At 34.5% G+C, this 21,343-nt stretch carries 30 protein-coding genes and 2 pseudogenes; 18 read left to right on the top strand and 14 right to left on the bottom strand.

Annotation, left to right across the window (positions count from 1 at the left end; genetic code table 11):
• Positions 1-54: 54 nt before the first annotated feature.
• A complete protein-coding gene (locus LIS78_RS19340) occupies positions 55-696 on the bottom strand; it encodes a DUF1232 domain-containing protein (RefSeq protein ID WP_252284221.1) in 642 nt (213 codons plus the stop codon).
• Positions 697-815: 119 nt separating this feature from the next.
• On the opposite strand from LIS78_RS19340, the gene LIS78_RS19335 reads away from it, so the two are divergent.
• Together LIS78_RS19335 and LIS78_RS19330 are read left to right on the top strand one after the other, a co-directional pair.
• Entirely contained in the window at positions 816-1,397 is a 582-nt protein-coding gene (locus LIS78_RS19335) for a manganese efflux pump (RefSeq protein WP_209150489.1), read from the top strand.
• Between the two features lie 427 nt (positions 1,398-1,824).
• Positions 1,825-2,394, top strand: a complete 570-nt coding sequence (locus tag LIS78_RS19330) for an MEDS domain-containing protein (RefSeq protein ID WP_252284220.1) — start codon at positions 1,825-1,827, stop codon at positions 2,392-2,394.
• Positions 2,395-2,531: 137 nt separating this feature from the next.
• Here LIS78_RS19330 and LIS78_RS19325 read toward each other — a convergent pair whose 3' ends face one another.
• Positions 2,532-2,984, bottom strand: coding sequence for a DUF4288 domain-containing protein (locus tag LIS78_RS19325; protein ID WP_252284219.1), 453 nt, complete (start codon positions 2,982-2,984; stop codon positions 2,532-2,534).
• 168 nt (positions 2,985-3,152) lie between these two features.
• Here LIS78_RS19325 and LIS78_RS19320 point away from each other — a divergent pair, with 168 nt between their 5' ends.
• On the top strand, positions 3,153-3,650 hold the full coding sequence (locus LIS78_RS19320; protein ID WP_252284218.1) for an ankyrin repeat domain-containing protein: 498 nt from the start codon (positions 3,153-3,155) through the stop codon (positions 3,648-3,650).
• 76 nt (positions 3,651-3,726) lie between these two features.
• Here the strand turns inward: LIS78_RS19320 and LIS78_RS19315 are convergent, their stop codons facing one another.
• The gene (locus LIS78_RS19315; RefSeq protein WP_195782245.1) at positions 3,727-3,954 is read right to left on the bottom strand and encodes a hypothetical protein; all 228 of its coding nucleotides are present in this window, start codon (positions 3,952-3,954) and stop codon (positions 3,727-3,729) included.
• Positions 3,955-4,234: 280 nt separating this feature from the next.
• Between LIS78_RS19315 and LIS78_RS19310 the strand changes: the two genes are divergently transcribed.
• Entirely contained in the window at positions 4,235-4,753 is a 519-nt protein-coding gene (locus LIS78_RS19310) for a YfiT family bacillithiol transferase (RefSeq protein WP_252284217.1), read from the top strand.
• A 316-nt stretch (positions 4,754-5,069) separates the two neighbouring features.
• On the top strand, positions 5,070-5,474 hold the full coding sequence (locus tag LIS78_RS19305) for a hypothetical protein (RefSeq protein WP_252284216.1): 405 nt from the start codon (positions 5,070-5,072) through the stop codon (positions 5,472-5,474).
• Positions 5,475-5,953: 479 nt separating this feature from the next.
• On the opposite strand, the pseudogene LIS78_RS19300 reads toward LIS78_RS19305, so the two are convergent.
• The 5 genes and pseudogenes from LIS78_RS19300 to LIS78_RS19280 form a co-directional block, all read right to left on the bottom strand.
• Positions 5,954-6,423, bottom strand: a pseudogene (locus LIS78_RS19300) (hypothetical protein).
• A gap of 4 nt (positions 6,424-6,427) precedes the next feature.
• Positions 6,428-7,216 (bottom strand): hypothetical protein, encoded by a 789-nt coding sequence (locus LIS78_RS19295; protein ID WP_195782248.1) that lies wholly within the window; start codon positions 7,214-7,216, stop codon positions 6,428-6,430.
• A 524-nt stretch (positions 7,217-7,740) separates the two neighbouring features.
• Positions 7,741-8,253 carry a DUF3231 family protein gene (locus LIS78_RS19290; protein WP_013058453.1) on the bottom strand — a complete coding sequence of 171 codons (513 nt, stop codon included), beginning with the start codon at positions 8,251-8,253 and terminating at the stop codon, positions 7,741-7,743.
• Between the two features lie 331 nt (positions 8,254-8,584).
• Entirely contained in the window at positions 8,585-8,794 is a 210-nt protein-coding gene (locus LIS78_RS19285; protein ID WP_013058452.1) for an alpha/beta-type small acid-soluble spore protein, read from the bottom strand.
• Positions 8,795-9,208: 414 nt separating this feature from the next.
• Positions 9,209-9,436 carry an alpha/beta-type small acid-soluble spore protein gene (locus tag LIS78_RS19280; protein WP_195782249.1) on the bottom strand — a complete coding sequence of 76 codons (228 nt, stop codon included), beginning with the start codon at positions 9,434-9,436 and terminating at the stop codon, positions 9,209-9,211.
• 605 nt (positions 9,437-10,041) lie between these two features.
• On the opposite strand from LIS78_RS19280, the gene LIS78_RS19275 reads away from it, so the two are divergent.
• From LIS78_RS19275 to LIS78_RS19250, 6 genes are all read left to right on the top strand, one after another.
• Complete coding sequence (locus LIS78_RS19275; RefSeq protein ID WP_013058451.1) at positions 10,042-10,305, top strand: DUF1292 domain-containing protein; 264 nt, start codon at positions 10,042-10,044, stop codon at positions 10,303-10,305.
• Between the two features lie 18 nt (positions 10,306-10,323).
• Complete coding sequence (locus tag LIS78_RS19270; RefSeq protein WP_195782251.1) at positions 10,324-10,710, top strand: hypothetical protein; 387 nt, start codon at positions 10,324-10,326, stop codon at positions 10,708-10,710.
• A gap of 462 nt (positions 10,711-11,172) precedes the next feature.
• Positions 11,173-11,664, top strand: coding sequence for a general stress protein (locus LIS78_RS19265; RefSeq protein ID WP_252284215.1), 492 nt, complete (start codon positions 11,173-11,175; stop codon positions 11,662-11,664).
• 214 nt (positions 11,665-11,878) lie between these two features.
• Complete coding sequence (locus tag LIS78_RS19260; RefSeq protein ID WP_252284214.1) at positions 11,879-12,352, top strand: DUF3231 family protein; 474 nt, start codon at positions 11,879-11,881, stop codon at positions 12,350-12,352.
• Positions 12,349-13,692 (top strand): alpha-amylase family glycosyl hydrolase, encoded by a 1,344-nt coding sequence (locus LIS78_RS19255; protein ID WP_252285357.1) that lies wholly within the window; start codon positions 12,349-12,351, stop codon positions 13,690-13,692. The genes LIS78_RS19260 and LIS78_RS19255 overlap by 4 nt, the downstream gene beginning before the upstream one ends.
• A 54-nt stretch (positions 13,693-13,746) precedes the next feature.
• The gene (locus LIS78_RS19250) at positions 13,747-15,261 is read left to right on the top strand and encodes a glycoside hydrolase family 32 protein (RefSeq protein WP_252284213.1); all 1,515 of its coding nucleotides are present in this window, start codon (positions 13,747-13,749) and stop codon (positions 15,259-15,261) included.
• 133 nt (positions 15,262-15,394) lie between these two features.
• Here the strand turns inward: LIS78_RS19250 and LIS78_RS19245 are convergent, their stop codons facing one another.
• Both LIS78_RS19245 and LIS78_RS19240 read right to left on the bottom strand, forming a co-directional pair.
• Entirely contained in the window at positions 15,395-15,805 is a 411-nt protein-coding gene (locus LIS78_RS19245; protein WP_195782253.1) for a YvaD family protein, read from the bottom strand.
• 4 nt (positions 15,806-15,809) lie between these two features.
• On the bottom strand, positions 15,810-16,172 hold the full coding sequence (locus LIS78_RS19240; protein WP_195782254.1) for a DMT family transporter: 363 nt from the start codon (positions 16,170-16,172) through the stop codon (positions 15,810-15,812).
• A 190-nt stretch (positions 16,173-16,362) separates the two neighbouring features.
• Between LIS78_RS19240 and LIS78_RS19235 the strand changes: the two are divergent.
• Positions 16,363-17,002 (top strand): annotated as a pseudogene (locus tag LIS78_RS19235) (esterase/lipase family protein).
• A gap of 220 nt (positions 17,003-17,222) precedes the next feature.
• On the opposite strand, the gene LIS78_RS19230 reads toward LIS78_RS19235, so the two are convergent.
• The 4 genes from LIS78_RS19230 to LIS78_RS19215 all read right to left on the bottom strand — a co-directional run bounded on the left by LIS78_RS19230 (position 17,223) and on the right by LIS78_RS19215 (position 18,402).
• Entirely contained in the window at positions 17,223-17,381 is a 159-nt protein-coding gene (locus LIS78_RS19230) for a hypothetical protein (RefSeq protein WP_252284212.1), read from the bottom strand.
• A gap of 83 nt (positions 17,382-17,464) precedes the next feature.
• Positions 17,465-17,674, bottom strand: coding sequence for an alpha/beta-type small acid-soluble spore protein (locus LIS78_RS19225; RefSeq protein ID WP_013084404.1), 210 nt, complete (start codon positions 17,672-17,674; stop codon positions 17,465-17,467).
• 314 nt (positions 17,675-17,988) lie between these two features.
• Positions 17,989-18,195, bottom strand: a complete 207-nt coding sequence (locus LIS78_RS19220) for a hypothetical protein (RefSeq protein WP_129703558.1) — start codon at positions 18,193-18,195, stop codon at positions 17,989-17,991.
• Positions 18,196-18,237: 42 nt separating this feature from the next.
• Positions 18,238-18,402, bottom strand: coding sequence for a hypothetical protein (locus LIS78_RS19215; RefSeq protein WP_165351636.1), 165 nt, complete (start codon positions 18,400-18,402; stop codon positions 18,238-18,240).
• A 186-nt stretch (positions 18,403-18,588) separates the two neighbouring features.
• On the opposite strand from LIS78_RS19215, the gene LIS78_RS19210 reads away from it, so the two are divergent.
• From LIS78_RS19210 to LIS78_RS19185, 6 genes are all read left to right on the top strand, one after another.
• Positions 18,589-18,795, top strand: coding sequence for a hypothetical protein (locus LIS78_RS19210; protein ID WP_195782257.1), 207 nt, complete (start codon positions 18,589-18,591; stop codon positions 18,793-18,795).
• A 133-nt stretch (positions 18,796-18,928) separates the two neighbouring features.
• Positions 18,929-19,108, top strand: coding sequence for a hypothetical protein (locus LIS78_RS19205; RefSeq protein WP_195782258.1), 180 nt, complete (start codon positions 18,929-18,931; stop codon positions 19,106-19,108).
• Positions 19,109-19,329: 221 nt separating this feature from the next.
• A complete protein-coding gene (locus tag LIS78_RS19200) occupies positions 19,330-20,073 on the top strand; it encodes an HAD family hydrolase (RefSeq protein ID WP_252284211.1) in 744 nt (247 codons plus the stop codon).
• Between the two features lie 137 nt (positions 20,074-20,210).
• Entirely contained in the window at positions 20,211-20,399 is a 189-nt protein-coding gene (locus tag LIS78_RS19195) for a hypothetical protein (protein WP_013058440.1), read from the top strand.
• A 186-nt stretch (positions 20,400-20,585) separates the two neighbouring features.
• Positions 20,586-20,924 carry a CotD family spore coat protein gene (locus LIS78_RS19190; RefSeq protein WP_252284210.1) on the top strand — a complete coding sequence of 113 codons (339 nt, stop codon included), beginning with the start codon at positions 20,586-20,588 and terminating at the stop codon, positions 20,922-20,924.
• 201 nt (positions 20,925-21,125) lie between these two features.
• Positions 21,126-21,233: a YjcZ family sporulation protein gene (locus LIS78_RS19185; protein ID WP_016766356.1), complete on the top strand. Its 108-nt coding sequence runs from the start codon at positions 21,126-21,128 to the stop codon at positions 21,231-21,233.
• The last annotated feature ends 110 nt before the right edge of the window (positions 21,234-21,343 follow it).

Genomic DNA, 21,343 nt, shown 5'->3' with positions numbered 1-21,343 from the left:
ACAATAAATAGAGAACGGTATGCCGCATTCATTTCACTTAATAGAAAGCCGTTTTTATTCCGTAAGTTGATTCATTACCAGTTGTACAGCTATTGCATCGTCTAAATAGCCGATTGGAAAGACATAGTCTGGGATAATATCGGTAGGCAAAATAAAATACAATAGCGCACTTCCCAATATCGAGCGCTTGGCAGCTGAGGTTTTTTCATCACAATATTCAAGATACATTTGCTTTAATTGATCAATAAAGGTTCCGACGCTGCCGACTTGCTCTATTTTGGTTTGAAAATTATTACAAATCATCCTGTGTCCTTCGTCTGTCTGTGCATATTGCTTATATTTTGTTAGTTCTTGTTCGACACGTTCAATCGTAAAGTTTGTATCTACTACATTAAAAGATTTAAGTATTTCTTGAATTTTATCAATGGAGTAATGAATGCCTGTTTCTAATTCATTTTCTTGATTGTTTGAAGCAGATCCAGCAGGGTCAATTAATGCTTCAAGAGGAGTATTTAAATAGTGCGCAAATTGTTTCAAATGATGTAGGTTTGCTTGCTGTTTTCCATTTATAATCCGTGAAATAGTTGCCGTATCAATCCCCGTAAGTGAGCTAAGTTTCCGCATAGATAGAGTATTTTCCTTTAATAAAGACCTTAATAACAAACCAAGGCTTTGATCGTTTTGGGTGTTAGACATCGCGATTCACCTCTTTATATTTTTCAACGCGCAGTAATCATTTTATTGAAGGTTTATCAACAATATATGCAACAAGTAAGCAAATTTCCTCAACATTATCAACAAAAGGAGAATACAAAATGGAATGGTTATTCATATTAGGTTTTGCACTATCATCAAGTATAGATAACTTTGGTGTAGGAATATCATATGGAGTTCGAAAGATAAGGATAAAATGGCTTTCTAATTTACTGATAGCAGCTATTTGTTTCCTCTTTAGCATGGTGGGGATTATGTTTGGCAGGTGGATTTCAACAATCTTGCCAGGAGTGTTCCATGTTGTTGTAGCCGTCGTATTATTAACGCTAATTGGGATTCGCATTATTTTATTAGTTGTATCCCAAAGAAATAACGGAAGTGATGAATTAGATAGTAGTGGTCAAGAAAACGTACGATATGTTGGGTGGATCGAAAGCAGTGTCCTAGGTGTTGCACTTTCAGCAAATGCACTTACAAACGGTCTAGGAGCGGGTTTACTTGGTTTATCACCTTTAGCTATTTCGCTTACATCAGCATTTGGCAGTTTTATAACAGTATGGCTAGGAGTAATGGTGGGGAAAAAAGCAGCAAATGTTCAAATTGGGAAATTTACATTAGGGCAATTTGGAACGTTAATAAGTGGGATTACGATTTTAATTGTAGCTTTTACTCAAATATTTTAAAAGAAAAGGCGCCACTTACTAAAGCAAGTGGTGTTTTTTCTTTGTATTTTGTAGTAACTAGTTTTCCATAGGTTATACAAACTAAAAAATAGATGACTAATGCTCCTATCAATGCTACATGAGAATTTATCGAATAAAAGGATAAATGAACTTAATTCTTTCATTATTTCTTATTAAGTTTTAATCGTATTTGAGAAGGGTAAAGTATTCTTTAGTCAAAGCGCCAAAATAACTAGCGTAAACGTTATCTCATTTACAACATAGGCATACTATTCTAAAAAACAGCCGTACACCCTAAAACAAAGGGGAAAACATCTAGTTTTGACAGACAAGAATGCAAAGCGTAGAATTGTTCTAACGAATAGACAATTTACGATTTTAAGAGTCTTAAAATTTAGGTTGATTTTATATAAGGGAGCGTACACACTTGAAAAATCAGTTTGCTCAATTGATAGAGAATAATGAAAGCGTTCATATTTACTATAATATTGACGATATGAGAAGGTACTTAGACAATCTTGTGTCTTATATTGTTTCGGGGATTGAACAGGAGAGACATACCTTAGTTATAGAAAGTGAAAGACTAATTCCGCTGATTTTCAAAAGATTAGAGGGAATTCTAACTAAAGACCAATTAACATATATACATACCATTAATAATTTTGATTATTACTGTTCAAGTGGAAGTTTTCAGCCTGCTATAATTTTTGAACATCTTTCTAAATACTTAGATCCTTTCTATAAAAACAATAGGTCTTTTCAAATATGGGCTCATGTAGAATGGGGGCAGCAAGAAGGAATCATACCTATTTTAGAAGAGTTTGAAAATGAGGCAGATAAATTAGTAAATAAAGGCGGATTATATCTAGTATGCGCGTATGATGAAGAGAGAGTACCAGAAGTTCTTAAACTTGCTTTAATGAAATGTCATCCATACTTAATTTTAGAAAACAAAATTACTCCATCCAATTTATATGTAATGACAGATGCAGTGTAATTAATAATGTACTTGGGCATTATTTTTAAAAAGAAAAAGGTAAATAGAGAACAAATAAGGAGCCTTATTTAAGGCTCCTTATTTGTTGTTTCTACAGAGTATGTATACCATAATATCGTTATATCTAGTGTGAATCTTCAATTAAAATCTCTATTCCTTAAAATGAAGTTTTTTCGTATCCGCTCTGTTTCATTTTCCATAACTTCTGGATAGTGCCTAGATAAGACATTAGCTAAACTTTCTTCTTTAGGTATATGTAAAAAACGTGAATATACTTCCGTACCACTTGGTAACTCATCTTCTTCACATAAGAGGAAGGCATCTAAACTCTTAATCAATTGGAAATTCACAGTCTGATCATAAACGTTGGTATAGCTGTCTTCACATTCTTTTGCTTTCTTTTCTGCAACTTCATAGGCTTGATCAAATGATTGGGCTTTAATTAATAAAATACTTTCTTCAAATATCTGATGTTCTTCATAATTTTCGTCAATCTTTTCTATATTAGGTTTACCCACTACTAAGTACTTATAAAGAACCTTTACGCCATACCATGGGACGTCTAACTCTTCGCTACTATTTGTTTTCATATCAACTCTCCACTCTTAACTAAAGGAACTATAATACTTAATTTTATCATCGTATTCCTTATCGTCCTTCTTACTTATACAACTAAGTTTGTATATCGTGTTCATCCGCTAATCTATGATAAAATGGAAATATAATCAAGTTATTTCTATATATTAGGAGGATGTGAAATGGAATATATTGATCAAATAACAAATGCTGCAGTTAATGGAAAGAGTGAAGAGATAAGAGCTCTATTAAATAAAAAGCCGTCTTTACTTAACGCTCTTAATTTAGATGGATGGACGCCTTTACACTTAGCTTGTTATTTTGGGCAAGTGGATAGCGCCAAGTTATTGTTATCGTTAGGGGCAGATATTCATATTAAGGCTAAAAATTCGAATGAAAACATGCCTCTTCATGCAGCAGTAGCAAATAAACAAATTCAAGCTGTAGACTTGTTACTTACAAAAGGTGCAGATGTAAATGCAAAACAAAGCGGTGGATGGACGAGTCTTCATGAGGCCTCGTTGCTAGGAGATGAAAATATGATTAAACTTCTCATAGAAAAAGGTGCAGATATCGAGATACAAAAAGATGATGGTAAAACACCTTTAGAGGTTGCAATAGAGAAAAAACAAGACAGTGTAGTTCATTTACTTACTCAGTATTTAAATAATAAAGTTTAATATATAATAGGAGATTTTATGTTAACTAAAAACATATATAGTATGTATTTTCTATTTTCAATCTTTAATTAATTACTTATCTTTTTTTCATTTTCCATAATAAGTTTGCAATGAATGCACTAAAAAAGCCAATAGAAATTAAACAAAAACCAATTTGATATAAAATGAAATTCCAGCTGTCTCCAAAAGAAAAAAGTGTAATTCTTCCTGAGTCTACGATATCAACGATAATAAATAATGAAAGTGTAATAAAATATACTAAAAAGAACTTACTGTAGAAATAGCTTTTATAATTATTGCTCATTTTAATCACCTCACCTTAATCTTACGGAATGTTTATCTATACGGTTATTATTTTAGTTGAAAGTGGCCTTAATTTAGAGGAATACTTATCATGAACCATAGTAAAGGGAGACTACATTATTTTTTATTGCGGATAAACGGCAATATGCTAACTGAAAGTGTACACTGTATTCATAATTTGGAATACTTTATCGGGAAGTTTGGATTCTGAATATTTAAACTCATATGCACCTAAAGTTGCTATAATAGATATTGATAGCAATAGAAAGGGATGAGGGTGTATGTTTAATCAATATCCGATTGGGAAATTTACGGTGAAAGAAGATATTCAAAAAGAGGATATTCAAAATTGGATTCATGACATTGAAGATGCACCAAAGCAATTAGCTGATGCTGTAAAAGGACTAACGAGTGAGCAGTTAGCTACGCCTTATCGAGAAGGCGGTTGGACATTAAGTCAAGTTGTCCATCATTTAGCTGACTCCCATATGAATGCTTATACCCGTTTTAAATTAGGGTTAACAGAGCAAGAGCCTACTATTAAGGCATATGATGAAGTGGCTTGGTCGAATCTTCCTGATAATGAGTTACCGATAGAAATTTCTCTCCAACTTTTTTCAGCTTTACATAAGCGGCTTCATAAAGTGTTAAACTCACTTGATGAAATAAATTTAAAGAGAACGATCCACCATCCTGAAAACGGGGAAGTGACGATTGAGCAATTAATAGCCACTTACGCTTGGCATGGAAAGCATCATATTGCTCATATTACCACATTAAGCAATCAAAAAGGATGGTAGAATAACATTTAATATATGTGACTTCTGAAAAGAGGCTGGGACAAAAGTATTTTAGTTGAAGGAAAATCAGAACAATTAATCAATAGTATCGATTAATTGTTCTGATTTTTTATTGATTGGGTGAACGTAGGTTTCATTTATCCCATTTGTTCGTCTGTAGATTCGATTGATTTAGCTATGTCTCAATCTCTTTTTTTATTAGTACCAATAGCGGTGAGTATGCTAACTAAGGATGTATGAAGTATACAATACAGAAATTTTGTTTTTATGCGTAGAATTGTTACTCAACCTTAATTTTGGAAAATGGTGATTATAAATGAAATACGGTGAGAGAGAATTTACGTTACAGCTAAGAAACAGAATCAATAAAATCGAACAAGAATTAAGAGATGTCACGATGAAACTCGAGCAAATATATACGCCTTTATTTCAGAAACAAAACTTAGACCTTTTTGTGAAGTTTGAGGTTACGAACGGTGATCATTTTGATGAAGGGTATGAATCTGTAGTCATTATATTTATCAATGATGATATAGAAGGAGATATGCTTGATTTTTATAACGTAGTAGTTTGGAAATGTAGCCGTACGTTTTTAGGTATACCACTCTCGAAAAAAATCTTTGGAAGCAAAGTAATAGGAGAATTAGTTGATGATTCACTTAGCAATATAAAAGTTGAGCTTGAAACACACTTAGATGATTTTTTAGAACTTCCCGATTAACAGTGTTTTTTCTTGAAATATTTCAATAGGTTGCCTAAAAGTAGTTTTATAATTTGTTTTTAATCTTTTGATTTTAATTAGAAGGTTGTGAGAATCAAATGTTATAGAACATGATTAGTTTATTTTTAGACAGAATAAGTCCTCTTTTAGAATTAATTAATACTGTTGCTTTGATATCGATTGTTATTTTATTAAGAAATAAAAGGAAATTGTAATGACATTTAATAAATTCAAATGATATGGGAAAATATGCAGAAGTTAGAGAGTCGCAATCAATAAAATTTTAAACAGAAGACTGCCTGAATAAGATTCTTCATGCAGCTTTTTTGGTTCTAATAAATGACATTATGCTAACTAAAGAGTATACAGCTTAAAAACAGAAAAACTCCCTCAATGTGTTAAGGAAGTTATCTCTAATCCTGAATAGTAATTCATTCATCCTGTATCTGGCCATTATATTGTACGGTGATGACTTATTTTTATAAGCCATCAGATCCAACTTTTGAAACACCTAAGGCAAGATTTTTCCACAAAGTTTGTTCAACCGCTTCGGCGTCCGCAGCATGACAATCAACAATGAGTATGACTTCGGAATGTTTGCCACGTAGAAGCCGTTGATTTTTCCTGATTACTTTAAACATAAATAGTTTAATTCCTAATCCTAAGATAAATCCGCTAAAAGCACTAATAATCCCCCAATAAATAGGTCCCCAGCTTAGTTTAAAACCAATACTTGCACCAATGACTGAAAAGGCTGTGGCTAGAGCCATTCCTAAATCAATAAGAGAAACACCATCTGCTCGATGAAGGCTATCAAAAATCCGGCGGTCTTCCGTTCGATTATTAAGAGGAACGATAAATATGTCCTCTTTCTTTATTCCTTTTTTTCTAGCTCGGAAATAGCTAATTCTATGTAACTGGAGTATTCAAATGTAGAAAAGATTTGCATATTTTCACTCCACCTTTTTTCCTTTCACAATACCAAAGCTTGGGTGTTGATACATTTTCTCGAAGAAGTTTTTCTGCACTCTTTCAACAAGTTTATTATTCTCAACGGTATTCATATAGGAATCAAAGGTAGCAAAACCATATAGAGAAGGGAAAAATAACAACCATTCTTTATTTAAAACGGAAGTAGCCTGTTTTATTTCTCCTAAAAATAGAAGAGAAATACCCTCAAGTAGATGAGAATAATAAAAGAAAACGACTGCCCAAATGATAACAAAGAAAGCACCAATGATCCGATGAATATAGAGTTGTCCTAGACCTGGCATCAACAAGGACCAGATAACGGATAAGATGGGATTCCGTTTATCTAAATAGTTTATTTCCATGGATCCTATACTAAAGGAGTTGAACTGATGATTTTCTCTTTCAGCTAACACGTATATTTTATTTAAATCAACGGTTGTTCGGTAACTATCCCATATAGCAAAAATATAAACGGGAATATAAATAAGAAGCCATCTTGTATCAAGCACGTCTTTGGCCATATCAATGTTTCCATGAAAAGAATAAATCATGGCTAAATTCACATGAGATTTAAGGTTTATAACGACCTCCCATATAAATAATACAAAGCCGCGAAGGTATTTAGACAGTAGTAAGTGCCCAAACCCTGGAAAAGCTGCTGACCACCAAGCAACAATATAGGGGTTTCTTAAATGAATTTGAGTCGTTCCAAAGGTACTAACATGAGCAATATAGCGTCTTGCAGTATTGTCATTTTTATAATTATTCATATACGATCTCCTATAGTTTGGAAGGGACTATACTTTTTATACCTATCATTCATATTTAATATGGTCTTGTTTACTTATTTTATGCAATCCATTGATATACACTTAATCTTTATCAAAATGGAGAATTCGTTGACAAGAAAAAGCTCTTTATTTTTCCATAGAGAGCTTCTTTACATGTTATTTTTGAAAATTGGTATTATGTTAATAAAGAAGTAGTTAGATGCTTCACAGCGTCTTGACTCGTTTGTTCATGATCTAGCATTATGTTCACTATGTTTTTATATTCTATACAACATAAAAACGGAAAAAACTACTGCTCCTGTGCAGTAGTTTTCCTAGTCGTTGAAATATAGATGTTGTGTTGATAATTCTCTATTGCATCTTGAGTAGTTTGCTCAAGTTATCAATAACTCATGTACTAAAAAGAAAAATACACCTTAAATGAGGATTTCCAAGCAATGTTTCGTAGCATGTGGTATGGTTCACTTAAAGTGAAATCTTCACGTTTTATAGTAATTTCATTATCAACAATCCGTGTTTTTTGACTTGTGAAGAGGTGGTGGAACTAACCAGCCTTTTTCTTTGTTAAGTCGCAAAAACTTTCCACCAAGAGCTACTTTTTGCATGTGAATTTGACCAAACATTGCTGCAATATCTTCACGAATAGATTGGCCAATCAGTTGACTACAAGCAACTAGACCAGCAGCTATATCCAGTGAAATAGCCGCAGCAACTTCGGGATCTTGAACACGTGCACCTACTGGAATATCATCTAAACAAGCTTCTGGACGTTCAGGCGGAGTTGGAGGTAAAGCTACTCCATTTTCTTTTAATAGCTTTTCTACACCTTTCATTTCCTGCTGACATTGTTCAATCGTTTCTTGTACCAACTTATGTAGATCCTTGTCTCCTACATGATTTAGAAACGTTTGATAACCAGCTACTAATCCTTTTGAAGCAGAAAGAAACGACCATGTTCCAAACACTTCACCGTAATGCATCGGTTCATCTGTAGGATTTCCACTTAAAATACCCATTGTTATCCTCCTTAACATATTCATAATAATGTGCCACCTTTCTTACTATGCACACACTTAACGTCTCCATATCATGTTTTATTATTCTTCTAGATATAAAAAAGGAATTTTATCAGTGAATACAATCTACTATTTTACGTATACTATTCAAGATGCCTATAAGGGCATTAGTCACAATACCCTTGTTATACAGAGAGCTGCCTTCTTTGGCAGTTTTTTGTTTTGTCATGCTTTATGTGGATTTCTGCTTGTGATGATAAATAGAAAATGTCCATAATAAAAGGAAGAGTGGATACCCACTCTTCCTTCAGCCATCAATTATAAAGTTGTCTTAGAAACGTCCGCCGCCAAGTTGTTGCTCAGCTAATTGTACAAGACGCTTTGTGATTTCGCCACCTACTGATCCGTTTGCACGTGCAGTTGTATCAGCACCAAGGTTTACACCAAATTCGCTAGCGATTTCATATTTCATTTGATCGATTGCTTGTTCAGCACCGTATACTAATAATTCATTGTTGTTGCTGCTTTTGTTGTTTGCCATGTTGTATCACCTCCTTGTTTTTCTTAAGTTTCCTAGGGGTCAAGAAGAATATACATGGTAAATGATGGATGTTTATTTCCTTATCAGGGTGACATACTAATTTTTAGAAACAACCGACACTGTAAAAAGTGGAATTACATGTTTCATTTCCTTGTGAAGAAAACTATATCCTTGCCATGTGTAGGAAAAAGAATGGCAACTCGTTTGTCATTCTTTTTTTATTTCGTTTAGTGTATGTAGAATGGTGCACTGCTACGAAAGTAAAGAAGAAGATAGCCTTTAACTTCACCAGCAAATTTAGTATAAAAATATCTGGTAATTGAAGGAGAGGTTCACATGCAGAAAAAGCTACCTGCTTATAGAGCAGGCAGCTAAAGCCATAAAGGGTATTAAGTTTAATTGTAAGTCTCAAAATTAACGAGAAGTACCTGATTGTCCTGAAACGCCACCAGCTAATTGTTGCTGAGCTGTTGCTACAAGACGTTTTGTGATTTCGCCACCTACTGATCCATTTGCGCGTGCAGTCGCTTCAGCACCTAGGTTTACACCAAACTCGCTAGCGATTTCATATTTCATTTGATCGATTGCTTGTTCAGCACCACGTACTAATAAATCATTGTTATTACCACTGTTGTTTGACATATTCTTTCACCTCCCTTATGTGTATGCTTTTATCATCTGTGTTAAGCGAAAATAGATACACGGAAAGTATTGACTGAATAAAAGGTGTTTGAACTGTGATAATAAAGAAAGTGATGGATATATTTCTCTCCGTAAATAATCGAAATACCTCCTTCATTTCCTTGTTATCTAAAAGTTTCCATGTGAGAAGAGGATTGCAATTGCTATTGCAATCCTCTTTAGGCACCGTATCAATGGTTATTCTTCTACTAAGCATAAAATAAAAATGTAAGAGAGGAAGAGGTTATATTGTCAAAGACACGTCAGAAAAAAGAATACTGTAAAAAGTGCAAAAAAGAAACTATACATACCCTCACAGAAGATGCTTTAGAAATTAATTGTTATTGCCATGAATGTCATTCACAACACGATATCGTAAAAACATTTTTTTAATCATTTCTTAAAGTTTCATTCTCCAATAGACGAATAAATAACTATTTTTTTAGATATATCCATAACCAAACTCCCTATTCGCCTTCGCTATTGAATTTCATTTTGTACGATTATAGAAGCAGAGAAGAACGGGTAAAGTAACCGGGAAGATTTTTAGTGGAGGTGAACGAAAAGTGAGCAGTAGGGAAAGAGATCTTATAACCATTGAAGATGAAAAAGGTATTGAAAAACAATATGCAGTTGAGGCTTTATTTGATATGAGAAATCAGACTTATGCTTTGCTGCAATCAAACGGGGAAGCGCTGTTGATGCGCGTTGAAGATGAAAAGGGTGAACAATATCTTGTTGGATTGACCGATCCTGAGGAACGTGACTCCATTTTAGATGCTTATCAAATCGCTGTAGAAGCTACGCCTGCTGACGAAGAATTTCGCTAATGTTATGAGGAGTGCGTTATGAAGAAGAAAATTGTAGATGCAGCTCATTTGGAGCAAAAAACGCAGATTGAAAAAGTGATCAACGGAATGACCTTTACGAAAAATTTCCGGTCTGCTACAGCAGAAGAATGGTACGTGTTTCTTCCAGGTTATAAAGATCCAAGAACAGGTGGAGCTGCAGGAAAAGCAATGATTCATTATAACCTTTATGGAAATAGAGATATGTTTATTAACACCACAGTCATCTTAGATGATCCAGCACTATTTAGAGCAGAAATCCATCCTCTTGTTTATGCAATTGCAGATGAGCTGGTCAACAGGCTGGTTGGCTATGCTGACACCTTGCTGTCTGTTCATGCCGGTGAAAACTCTTTTGATGCAGAATATAAACAAAACAATAATTAATCTTGATTTATTCAATTAAATCTTCTGTTAAAAAGAGGCTGGGACAAACGTATTTTAGTTGAAGAAAGATCCGAACGATGAATCGTTCGGATTTTTTTATTGTGATGGTAAACGTAGGTTTCATGTGTTTTGTTGCTTCTAGCGGCCGCCCGCGGAAAGCGAAGTCTTGCACGGAAATCGATAGCGGCGTCACAAGCGATCCATACTTACTCTTCAATATCATAGGCAGGATACATTTCATTATCAATCATATAATGAGCGATCTTTTTATGAAGCTCAATAGCTTCGTCTACTTGCTTTTTAATACTTTGCGAACTTTTGGTGTTGCCGTTTCCATAAGGACTATCTAAACAATGATCGTCTAACTTTTTGAATGTTTTAGAAAAAGATGCCAGGGTATTACAAGTACCATAAACGAATTAATTGATATAAACCATTTTTTACTAGAAGGAGGAACTACTCATGACAAAAAATGTGATAGGCACGTATGATAATGAAGAAGCTATTGTAACGGCTATTCAAAACTTAAAAACACAAGGTTTTCAAGAGAAGGATCTTTCTCTTGTAACCAGCAAAGATATCGATAAAGAGGACTATTCGGGCGTAGAAAGCAGAGAGGGCATTGACGTAAAGAAAGTTGAAACCACAGCACAAAATCATCACGATGAGTCGATTATGGATAAAATTAAACATATGTTTTCACCAGATCACCCTAAAGAGACTCATAGGGATAAAGCAAGAGTAGAAAAGCGTTTAATTAACTTAGGTGTCCCTCTTACAGAAGCGGGACCTTATGCAGATGATCTGCAAAAAGGAAAAGTATTATTGCTAGTAAGAGCTAATAGAGAGACAAAAACAAATCAGTTCTTAGGAAATAGAGAAGATTCTCCTTTTGCAAGGGGTGACTCCGTTTATGATAAATCATTATACGGAGAACATCGTAAGCATGAATAGAAAGAAGAATAAAATTCAAGTTTGTGAGCACACTAAGGATATAGGAACCCCAATTCCTCATCTTTCCCTAAGTATGTGTTTTTTTAAAAGCTGCTCATTTGAGTAGCTTTTTCTTTTTTAGCGGAAATATTAGGTGAAAAGCTGACTTCTTGTATGAAAGCTTAAAAGGAAGGGAAGCTAAGAAAAATGAGCTTTGATACGGAGGAACAGAAAATTGCAAAAAAAGAATCGATTAACATCTCCTGAAATGGCAAATTTATGGACACACTATATCCGTGAAACATTATCTGTATGTGTAAATAAATATATGCTTCACACGATCCAAGATCCTGAGATACATAGCCTTTTTCAAACAGCTCTTCACTATTCACTTAAACACATAGATGCTTTAAAAGCATTATTTAAGAAAGAGAAGTTTCCTATTCCTAAAGGATTTACAGAAGAAGACGTGAACTTAGAAGCTCCTCCTCTATTTACGGACGTTTTGTGTCTGAAATCCCTTTATATGATGAGCACACACGGACATAATGAAATGAGCCTATCTTTTACGACTTCCTTACGCCCAGACATTGTAGATTTTTATTATCAATGCAACCTTGATGCGATGGAGATTTATAAAAAATCTAAGGACCTTCTTGTTTCAAAACAACTTTATCAGCAACCACGGATGAACATGAATGGTTCATAGAATCAAAAAGTGATGTAAATCATCCTAAAAGAGATTGGTATATTTGGAGAAACGGAAGAGAAGACGGGACTCCGCCTAACAATTGGAAATTTATTTTTGGCGGTTCGTGCTGGGAGTATGATGAGCAAACCGGACAGTATTATCTTCATGCATTTTCTAAAAAACAGCCTGATCTTAATTGGGAAAACCCTGATCTTCGAAATGCCGTCCATAAAATGGTCACATGGTGGTTAGATAAAGGAATTAGCGGCTTTAGAGTAGATGCCATTACATTTATAAAAAAACGACAAGACTTTGAGGATATATTTGCTGATTCGCATGATGGAATGAATGTAATTGAAACAAATCAACAAGGCATTCATGAATTTTTAAGTGAACTAAGTAAAGAAGCTTTTACTTCACATGATATCTTAACCGTGGCAGAAGCACCTGGGGTATCACACAAAGAACTGCCTATTTATGCGGGAGAAGACGGGCATTTTAGTATGCTTTTTGAGTTCGATCATGTCGATCTAGATGTAGGAAAAGGAGGAAAATGGTATGAACCGTATAATTGGAATCTACTTGATTTCAAAAAAGCCATTTCTGACAGTCAAACGTTCTATAACAACACAGGGTGGGGAGCGCTTTATTTAGAAAACCATGACCAGCCTCGTTCTTTAAACAAATTTATTAAACCAGAAGATATAGGGCCTATTCCAGCTAAAATGTTAGCTACCGTCTATTTCTTATTAAAAGGGACGCCATTTATCTATCAAGGGCAAGAAATTGGAATGACAAATGTAGAGTATCCATCAATTGAGCATTACAATGACTTAGCTTCAATCGATCAATATTACTCTGCGCTGAAAGAAGGATTCTCAAAAGAGGAAGCATTAGCAGCGATTTGGAGACGCAGTCGTGATAATTCTCGAACACCTATGCAGTGGAATCATTCTGAATATGCAGGGTTTAGCCAAGGCACACCGTGGTTAGAGATAAATCCTAATTACTCTTCTATTAACGTCGAGAATGCTTTAAAAGATCGTAATTCTTTATTTTATTTCTATAAAAATTTAATTAGTTTAAGAAAAAGCAGTCCATATTCAGATGTTATTGCTTTTGGTAAATACGAAGACATGTTTAAAGATAGCCTACAAATCATGGCCTACACGAGAGAGTTTAACGATAAAAAAATAGCGGTGATTGCTAACTTTGATAATAAAGAGTTAACTCTAAACTTAGATTTTAATATTAAAAAGGTTATTTTATCGAACTATGATCATTTAGAATTACACCTAAATCAGATAAAATTACGACCTTACGAGTCCATTGTTTGTGAAATCGATTTATCATTTTAATCTCTTTTTATCACAATTAACTTATTCACGTATAGAAAGGCAGGGTGAAATCTTTTGAAAACATTAAGAAATCAACATCAAGAAAAAATCTTAAAGGCAATGGAATCTGTGCTAAACGAGCAGGAGTCTGTTAATCAGAATCATTGGCGACTACAATATCATGTGTCTACACCAGCATACTGGATGAATGACCCAAACGGATTCAGCTTTTATAAAGGTGAGTATCATTTGTTTTATCAACATCATCCTTACTCTCCCAAGTGGGGGCCAATGTATTGGGGGCATATAAAAAGTAAGGATCTTACTTACTGGGAACACCTTCCTATCGCTCTTGCTCCGAGTGAAGAATACGATCAGGATGGATGTTTTTCAGGAAGTGCAATTGAAAAAGACGGAAAGCTTTATGCAATGTACACAGGGAATGTGTGGACAGGGGATAACTATGATACAGATTTGAGACAGGTTCAGTGTCTTGCTGTAAGCGAAGACGGCGTTCATTTTAATAAAGTGCCTCAAAATCCAGTTATTGATTCAGTGCCTGAAGGGGATATTCACCCTTATCATTTTAGGGATCCAAAAGTATGGAAAAAGGGTGAATATTATTATTGCGTTCTTGGATCACGCACAAAGGATCATGAGGGCCAAGTTCTTTTGTATCGTTCAAAGGATCTGATGAAATGGGAGTTTATAAATATAATGGCCAAAAGTCAAGGAGATCTTGGTTTTATGTGGGAGTGTCCGGATCTTTTTAGTCTCGATGGACGGGACGTGCTTGTCATGTCGCCTCAAGGGGTAAAACCAGAAGGGAATCTCTATCATAACTTACATCAGGCTGGATATGTAAAAAGGAAATTAGACTATAAAACAGGGCTGCTTCAACACGAAGACTTTCAGCTTTTGGACTACGGGTTTGACTTTTATGCTCCTCAAACAACAGAAGATGAACATGGTAGACGAATTATGATAGCGTGGATGGCTATGTGGGAAAGCAGCATGCCTGAACAAAAACACAATTGGGCAGGAGCAATGACTATTCCGCGTGAGCTTTCTACTAAACACGGGGATATAATTAGTAAACCAATTTCAGAGCTTAAGCAGCTTCGTCAACATCACGTACAGTATAAAAATATCACGGTTAACGGAGAACAAGAACTTGCAGGTATTTCAGGTGATTGTTACGAACTTGAAGTGAAAATTAACGTAAAAGCTGCTTCACAATTCGGAATAAAATTGAGAACAGATAATGAAACTCACCAGGAAACTCTCTTAACTTATGATAGGCTAGAAAGTTTGTTTATCTTTAATCGTGATAAATCAGGTGAAGGTGATGGGGGAGTAAGAAAAGTATCTGTTCAATTGAATGATAATCACTTGCATCTTCATCTGTTTGTTGATAAATCGTCCATTGAAGTTTTTATTAATGAAGGCGAGAAAGTGATGACAGGCAGAATCTATCCTGGAGACAATGCAAAAGGTATTTGTTTCTTTGCAGATCAAGAAATTGAATTGATTACCTTAAATAAATGGAACTTAGGAAAAGCCGTTTCCCCACTGATTTTTAAAGGCTAATAGGAACTATATAAAGATAGTAGCCAAGCAACGTACAAGAAAGAAATTACAACAATTTATGCAACTAAATTAACTTGAAGAACAGATCGCCTTAAGGGGATCTGTTCTTTTTATATATACATTAATATCTTTATTACCTGGAAAGGTGCTTTTTTTGATTACTGTTATCTTTTATAAATAGTTTTATAAAGAATAGAGGATAAATCATCAAGTACAAATTAAAAGCCCACCATGTGAAATCGAAATCTTTAATAAATGCCCAATACGCAATAGCTTGTAGCCCTGAGCAAAATGTTAAAACCAGAGAAATTAAAGCGTATCCCTTCCATGATTCCTTATTTAGCTTGTATAAATATAGACTAAATAAGCCAGTGAATGAAATAAGAATATCTAGAGGGAAGAACGACCAGTTCCAAGCTATGATTATGGGATTATTATAATCTTTAAAAGCTGCACTTTGAGGTATAAGCTGAAAATAAGTAACAATCCAATAGATAATAAATCCTATATCGGTGACAAGAAAAAAAGGTTTTAAATATTTCATCTTTTTATCTAATGTGTTCTTCCAAAGTGGATTTACTAGTATCAGCTTCTTTTTCCCCGGTTATATTTAATGTCACTACGCCGATAATAATTAGAGCTATAGCAACGATCTTTAGCAGACTTACACTTTCATTAAAGTACATAAATCCAATTAGCGTAATAATTATAATCCCCATACCTGACCAAATAGCGTAAGCAATTGAAACCTCTAAACTTTTTAACGTTAATGTCAAAAAGCATAAACTACAAATATAAAAAAGTATAAGCAATACACTTGGCATAACTTTAGTAAAGCCGTCTGATAACTTCATGGTCGTAGTTCCAGCAACTTCAAAAAGAATAGCTAAACATAGATAAATCCAATGCAACTTTCTTCGCCTCCTTATTTTTTACAGAAAAGCTTAGGTGAGGATTTTTGTCATATAAATTATAAAAATACTCATAGATAACAAATGGATATAACTTTAAATACCTCATAAGTATAAGTTTACCATATTAGGATTTTTATATATAATCTATAGATGTTGTTATTTACATATTTTGAGGAGGAGAAAAGAAATGAAGAAAAAGTTTGTCGCATTAATTTTTGCTTTATCCCTGGTTGTATCTGCATTAGGAATTCAGCCTTCGAATGTTAAGGCTGAAGCACATCACAATCCGGTTGTTCTTGTTCATGGAATCAGCGGTGCGTCCTATAACTTTATTGCTATCAAAAACTATTTAATTGCTCAAGGGTGGGATCGCAATGATCTTTATGCTATTGATTTTATAGATAAGACAGGCAACAATTTGAATAATGGACCTCAGCTTGCTCGATACGTTGATCAAGTGTTGAAAGAGACGGGAGACGGGAGCTAAGAAGGTAGATATTGTTGCTCATAGTATGGGGGGAGCAAACACGCTGTACTATATTAAATATCTAGGGGGAGGGGATAAGATTGAAAATGTCGTGACGTTAGGAGGAGCGAATGGTTTAGTTTCTTCGACAGCACTCCCAGGTACAGATCTCAATCAAAAAATTCTTTATACGTCGATCTACAGCATAAATGATCAAATTGTTGTTAATAGTCTCTCTAGGCTGCAAGGAGCAAGAAATATTCAGCTTTATGGCATTGGACATATTGGATTGCTTTCAAATAGTAAGGTTAACGCGTACATAAAAGAAGGGCTGAATGGCGGGGGACAAAATACAAACTAATCATTTTTCAGGTGGACAAGGCAGGCTCGACTTATATATATTAGGGATTAGACTGTTTTCCTTTGTTTTTCAACAGTATGGACCCGATGAAACACAGCCGAAATCACAGCATCTTCCGCATCGAAATAGAGTAGACTGCTAAAAGTACCTCGGTTAATCGAGGTACTTTTTTAGGTTTTTGTACAAAGAGTCCGTGATTAAAAACCGCTCAAATTGATTTTTAATCGCGCATTGCACCTGCTTCTCGAGAAGTCATTGCACCTTGTCCTTCACTTACGTCTCTTTGGATTTCTTGTTTTACTTTTTGTGCATTTGTTGCAGAAGCTGCTGGTTTCTCAGTAAAACCCGCATTTTCTTTAGCTGATTGATTTTGCTGCATATAATCTCTCCTTCCTTTTTTATTCGAACAAAAAGGAAGAATGGAGACCCATTCTTCCTTCAGCCATCAATTATAAAGTTGTCTTAGAAACGTCCGCCGCCAAGTTGTTGCTCAGCCATTTGTACAAGACGTTTTGTGATTTCGCCACCTACTGATCCGTTTGCACGTGCAGTTGTATCAGCACCAAGGTTTACACCAAATTCGCTAGCGATTTCATATTTCATTTGATCGATTGCTTGTTCAGCACCGTATACTAATAATTCATTGTTGTTGCTGCTTTTGTTGTTTGCCATGTTGTGTCACCTCCTTGTTTTTCTTAAGTTTCCTATTGTGGAAGAAATGCATTCGTGGTAAATAATGGATGTATATTTCCTTATTAGAATGACATACTAATTTTTAGAAACAACCGACACTGTAAAAAGTGGGATTAGATGTTTCATTTCCTTGTGACTAAAAACTAAACGCTTGCCATGTGTAAGAGAGAGAATGACATTTCGTTTGTCATTCTTTTTTCATGTTCATGTGTATACCATTTGAATGATAAAAGACTAACTCTTTAAAGAGTTAGTCTTTGGCTTAATAAAAATGATTGCTTTTTATAGCTATTTTAAGAATTGTGTTTAGTTATTCTACCCATTGCTTCTTGAACTGCATTTACAACAAAAGGGTCTTTTTCTTTCAAATCATTCACGCTAATTTCACCTGATTGTAAACCTCTGCAAATTTCATGGATATCTTCTTCAATTGTAATCGGCAGCTTATTTTCTGTAAGCATGTTACTTAATTCATTTGCTAACATTTTTTGTTGATCCATGGGATGCCCTCCTCGTCATGTAAAAGTATAGAGTGATCAAACTTATTTATTTTCTCTTCCTTCTTGCTGATTTTGTACTTTTTCAATTCCAGTGTTTGATTCAAATCCGACTCGATAAGTTCCTGATTTTTGTTGCTTTACTGACTCTGGCATTTGATACTGCTTTAAATCATCCTGAAACTGTCTTGTGCTTGGATTTCTTTCCACTTATATTCCTCCTCAGTAAATTAAATTTTGACGTTTTAGTTTCCCCATTTCGTAAAACAATTAAGCATGTTGTACATGTCTCTTAGCAACAAGTATCTATTTAATTCTCGGGAAATAAAAATATAACTTAACCTTCCACTTATTTTCTCTTCAAATTTTCAAACAATAGGGCTAGGAGGTGTTTTTATGCCAAAGAAAGACTTTAAAGGCGTTGATAATTCAGGAATTGCAGAAAGAGTCGATTATAACAACTATAAAAATAAGGATAGCAATAATGATCCTACGCTTAACCGTGTCGTCGAAGAGGATGGGCGTGCTCTTGACCCAAGGGAAACCTTAGAAAATTTCTTTACTGACCTTGAAGGTGAAGAGACACAAGAAATTACAACTTAATAAAAAAAGTAGAAAACGGCGGATCTTTTTTAGCGAAAAGACCTATGAAACGTAGATATTTTCATTAAAGAACCTGCTGTAAACGAGTTAACATGATTTAAAAAAATGAGGGCTATTAATAGAGGTGAAGTTAATGTCGCATACAGAAACTGAACGAACAACGTATATGTATGATCCTTTCACTATACAAGGTCTTGAAATGAATATACCTAAAGAAGAAGGCAGCCAACCGCTAATAAATCGTTCAGGACTGAGTACCTCTACGTTCAAAACAAACATGAATAGAAAACATTTTGAACGTTATATTTATTAGCAGGGATATCCTGCAGCTTTTTATCTTATAAAAAGATCCTTCTATTTTATACGCTAGAAGGATCTTTCCACTAAATATTCTCATTTCAGTATAGTAAATCAACTGCTTATTCCTAACGTATTGGAGATTTCATCTTGGTTTTAGGTGTGGATAGGTAATAAAAGTGGTTAGTATTTTTTTATATACTGTCTGTACATCCATTGTAGAAAGGATTTAACGAAATGCAGAAGCAAACCTTAATTTTTAATTTAGACGATACGCTTGTTCACTGTAATAAATATTTTAGAGACACCATAAATGCTTTTGTGGCTCAATTGCAGGAATGGTTTGAGAATCTGACTAAGGAAGAAATAAAACAAAAGCAGTTAGAGATAGATTTAAAAAGTATCGAAAAGTATGGCCTTCACTCTTCTCGTTTTCCAGAATCATTAGCAGCTACTTATTTATTTTTTAGTGAACAAAATCATCAAGATATCCATGAAGATAGAGTCGAAAGAGTCAAGAAAATTGGTCAAAGTGTATTTGAAGTACCGATAGAGCCTCTGCCAAATATGTATGAAGTATTAGATAAGCTTAAAGAACAAGGACATAATCTCTATTTACACACAGGTGGAGACGAGGAAAATCAAGGTAGAAAAATTGTTCAGCTAGAGCTAGCTAAATACTTTGAAAAAAGGGTGTTCATTTCTGAACAAAAAGATACACCTGCATTAAAAGAAATACTAAACCAAATTAAGTACGATCCAAAAAAGACTTGGATGATTGGCAATTCATTAAAAACCGATATAAGACCGGCAGTAGAAGTTGGAATACATGCGATTCACGTACCTTCTGAACTGGAGTGGAGCTACAACCAAGTTAAAATTGATATTGCGCCAAAAGGTAAATTGATAACCGTTAATTCATTGCTGGAAGTTCCAGAAATCATTCAAAAGCATGCTCAAGAAACGGTTGTGTCCACCTAATATTAGGTCATATGTAAACACAATGCACAGAAGCAGCTAACCGTTGATATAAATCTAAACCTTACTCAACAATAAGCAGATAAAGTTCTTATGTTTTTCTTAATCAACTCACATAATATACAAAGGAGGTGACTGATATGGCAGATCAATCCAAAGAATCAGAAAAAATGATATGTGAAGATCATAATTCTCCAGTTGATGAAAGAAGCTACGATTTATACGAAGCGACCCGTAATTCACTTTTACGCAATGAATTAGACGATAAAAACAAAACCATTTTAAATAATATTGATAACGCAGCGATGGATGTGAATCTTGAGGAATAATGGACATAAAAAAACCTTCTATTTCTTAATATCATAGCTATGTTATTAAGGATACACATTTCTTTTTCTCTTAGTAAAGAAGACCTTAAATAATTAGGGTCTTTTTTAGGTATTTCCCCAAACATTCTATGGTTGTTTCAGATACAGTAATAGGAGTCTACTAACAGCAAGGAGAAGATTTTTAATATGAGAAACAACTATCCTTATCAGCACTCTAATTACGGTGGTTATCAAGGGGCTATGTATCCTCAGCAAGGTAACTGCGGTTATCCTCAATCTAAACCTTGTGGTCAATTGCCTCCTCAAACCATGCCTGCTCAGTATGACCCAGTTAAACAAAATACATCTTTTACTGGTCAACATGTGTTTGTGCCAGTGGTTCATCCTAGTCATACCACAAATGTTTATCAAAAAAATTATAAATATATGCACTCATTCCCGCACATAGAATCCGTTGTATGTCAGGAAACGCATCAACATTTTTGTGCTCCAAGCTGTCCTCCTAGACCACGTCCTTGGTGCTGATAGCCAAAAAAGCCCCTTCATTTTAACAATGAAGGGTTTTTACTATGTGAAATTTATGATGTTATCTAGCTATCGTTAAACAAAGTAGCCTATTTTAGACCAAAATCCAATCGATATGAGCTATGTCTACATATAATACCTTAACCCATGTATATTTAAAGTTTTTTCCTTTAGTTAAATACCACGAAAAGAGGTGTTTATATGTCTAGTTATGGTGGAGCTGGTTCTGGTTTTGCTTTATTAGTTGTCCTGTTTATTCTTCTTGTCATTATTGGATGCAGCTGTTACGGCCGCGGATTTGGCTATTAATAACAATAAAAAAGTCTTTCTCTAATTTGAGAAAGACTTTTTTATTCTAGGTTGTGCAGGGAGTGCTTTTATACGCAATAGAACTGATTGGGCGGAATTCAAACAATCTA

Source organism: Priestia megaterium, from assembly GCF_023824195.1.
Lineage (GTDB): Bacteria > Bacillota > Bacilli > Bacillales > Bacillaceae_H > Priestia > Priestia megaterium_D.
The sequence above is the reverse complement of the archived record's forward strand: the minus strand, read 5'-3'. Positions and strand labels throughout refer to the sequence as shown.